Below are 2,444 nucleotides of genomic sequence, written 5' to 3'. Positions count from 1 at the left end.
GCGCGTCCGATAGCGACCGCCGGCCGCCATCGGCGATGCGGGGCCGCGGCCGGCCATGACATTGTTTGTCAAAGTCGGCCGGAACCGGCTTCGTGCAACGCGGTCGGCTTGCGTTTTCCGGCCCGATTGACGATCCTACGCACTTTCAGGCCCGCGCCGCTCGTCGTGCGCGCCAGCCAGCGGCGCCGGGCCGTGTTCGGCCCGACCGCCGTGCCGCCCGGCGCCCGCACCGTGCACCGCAGCGGGGCAGCCGCATCGCGGGTCGCCTCGCATCGTCCGGCAACCTGCCCCGTCTCACCCGTTCTCCCCGGCGCCGCGCCGTTTCCCGGCCGGCATCCCGAACCCGCCCGCCGAGGGCTTTCGCTATTCCGTTTATGTTTCGTTCCCTGACGACCCTGATCAAGAAGTGGCGCGCGTCGCGCAATGCCGGTCACCAGCTCGATGCGCTGCTCGCGCACGCCGACGCCGATGCGTCGTACGCCGAGCGCAGCGAATGGCTGATCGAGCTCGCGCACTGGCTGCGCCGCACCGGCACGATGCAGGACGCGCCGGCCGATCGCGACGCCGATGCGCGCGCGTACCCGGCCCACGCGCGCTTGCGCTACCTGTTCCACGTGCTCGATCGCAACCCCGCATGGAAGGCGCACGCCGCGCGCATCCTGCGCGGCATCCTGCGCGAGTGCGACGGCATCTCGCTCCTGTGCGACGCCGGCATGCCCGTGCACTCGGGCTTCTTCGGCGCGCTGTTCGAACGGATCGACTCGTCGCTGATCCCGCCGGCGCCGAACCGCCGCGAGCTGTCGGCGCTCTTCACGCTGATGTTCCCGACGCCGGAAGACGCGCAATGGATCGACGCGCTGCCCGACGATCTCCTCACGCGCCTCGCCGACCTGTTCTCGTTCGACGTCACCGACGAAGAGCGCCACGAGCCGGGTTCGTTCTCGCGCGACCTGCTGGCCGCGCTGCACAACCTGACCTGCCAGATCAGCTCGACCGGCCTGTCGCAGACGGTGCGCAGCCGGCTCTCCGACGACGACGCGCGCAAGCCGCTGGAAACGCAGCCGTTCTACCGCCTCACGCGCGCGATGCTCGCGGTCGAGACCGCGCACGCGGCCGTCGAGGACGGCGGCGACCCGAGCAAGCTGCTGCACGAGGTCAACTACCTGCGCGTGCTGCTCGACGAATGCCGGATCGCCGTCGACGAGGTGTTCTCGCACCTGTACCGCAACGGCGTGTCGGTCGACATCGTGTTCCAGGTCGAGCGGATGCGCATGCGCATCCTGCGCGCCGAGATGCTGCTCAACGCGTGGATGGCGCGCGACGACCTGCACGGGATGGCGCACCTGACGGCCGAGCTCGTCGACGCGAACCACAACAGCCAGAGCGTGTCGCACCTCGTGCGCAGCAACTTCTCGCTGTTCGCGCGCAAGCTCGTCGAAACCAACGCGGACACCGGCGAGCACTACATCTCGCGCGGCCGCGCCGAGTACCTGAAGATGCTGCGGATGGCCGCGGGCGGCGGCCTCGTCACCGTCGTGACGGTGTGCGTGAAGTTCGCGATCACGGGCGCGCACCTGCAGTCGATGCTCGAAGGGCTGCTCGCGGGCATCAACTACGCGGCCAGCTTCATGCTGATGCACTTCCTGCACTTCACGCTCGCGACCAAGCAGCCTGCGATGACCGCGCCGACGCTCGCGCGCGAGCTGGACGACACGGGCCACGACGAAGGCGTGAAGGCGTTCGTGGCATCGGTGATCGCGCTGATCCGCACGCAGGCCGCCGCGATTTCGGGCAACGTGCTCGTCGTGCTGCCCGTGTGCCTGCTGGTGCAGCTGTTTGCCGGCAACCTGCTGCATGCGAACCTGATCTCGCCGGAGAAGGCGCACGCGACGCTGCACTCGTTCTCGCTGCTCGGCCCGACGCCGCTCTACGCGGCGCTGACCGGCGTGCTGCTGTGGGCGTCGAGCCTGCTTGCGGGCTGGGCCGACAACTGGTTCGTGCTGCACCGGGTCGGCGACGCGCTCACGTACAACCGCCGGCTGCGCCTCACGCTCGGCGCGGCCGGCGCCGCGAAGCTCGCGCATTTCTGCCGGTCGAACGTGGCCGGCGTGGTCGCGAACGTCGGCCTCGGCCTGATGCTCGGCCTCATCCCCGCGATCGTCACCGTGTTCATGTTCCCGTTCGAGGTGCGGCACGTGACGCTGTCGGCCGGTTCGATCGGGATCGCGCTCGGCGTGCTGGGCAAGGGCGCGCTGGGCACCCCCGAGCTGTGGTGGGCCGGCGCCGGCGTGCTCAGCATGGCGATCCTCAACGTGCTCGTGAGCTTCGCGCTCGCGTTCACGATGGCCGTGCGCTCGCGCAGCCTGCGCCCGACCAAGGTGCGCGCGCTCGTCGCCGCGATCGTCCGCACGGTGCTGTCGAATCCGCTCGCGCTGTTCTGGCCG

Annotated in this window: 1 protein-coding gene; it reads left to right on the top strand. The window is 70.2% G+C overall.

Annotated features, from left to right (window positions below):
- Positions 1–374 precede the first annotated feature (374 nt).
- Positions 375–2,444: site-specific recombinase (locus ABY44_RS05680; RefSeq protein ID WP_431640943.1), on the top strand; the 2,070-nt coding region annotated here is incomplete at its 3' end.

The sequence above is a fragment of the Burkholderia sp. ZZQ-2 genome (assembly GCF_050768715.1).
In the GTDB taxonomy this organism is placed as follows: domain Bacteria; phylum Pseudomonadota; class Gammaproteobacteria; order Burkholderiales; family Burkholderiaceae; genus Burkholderia; species Burkholderia cepacia.
This window is presented reverse-complemented; position numbering and strand designations above follow the sequence as displayed.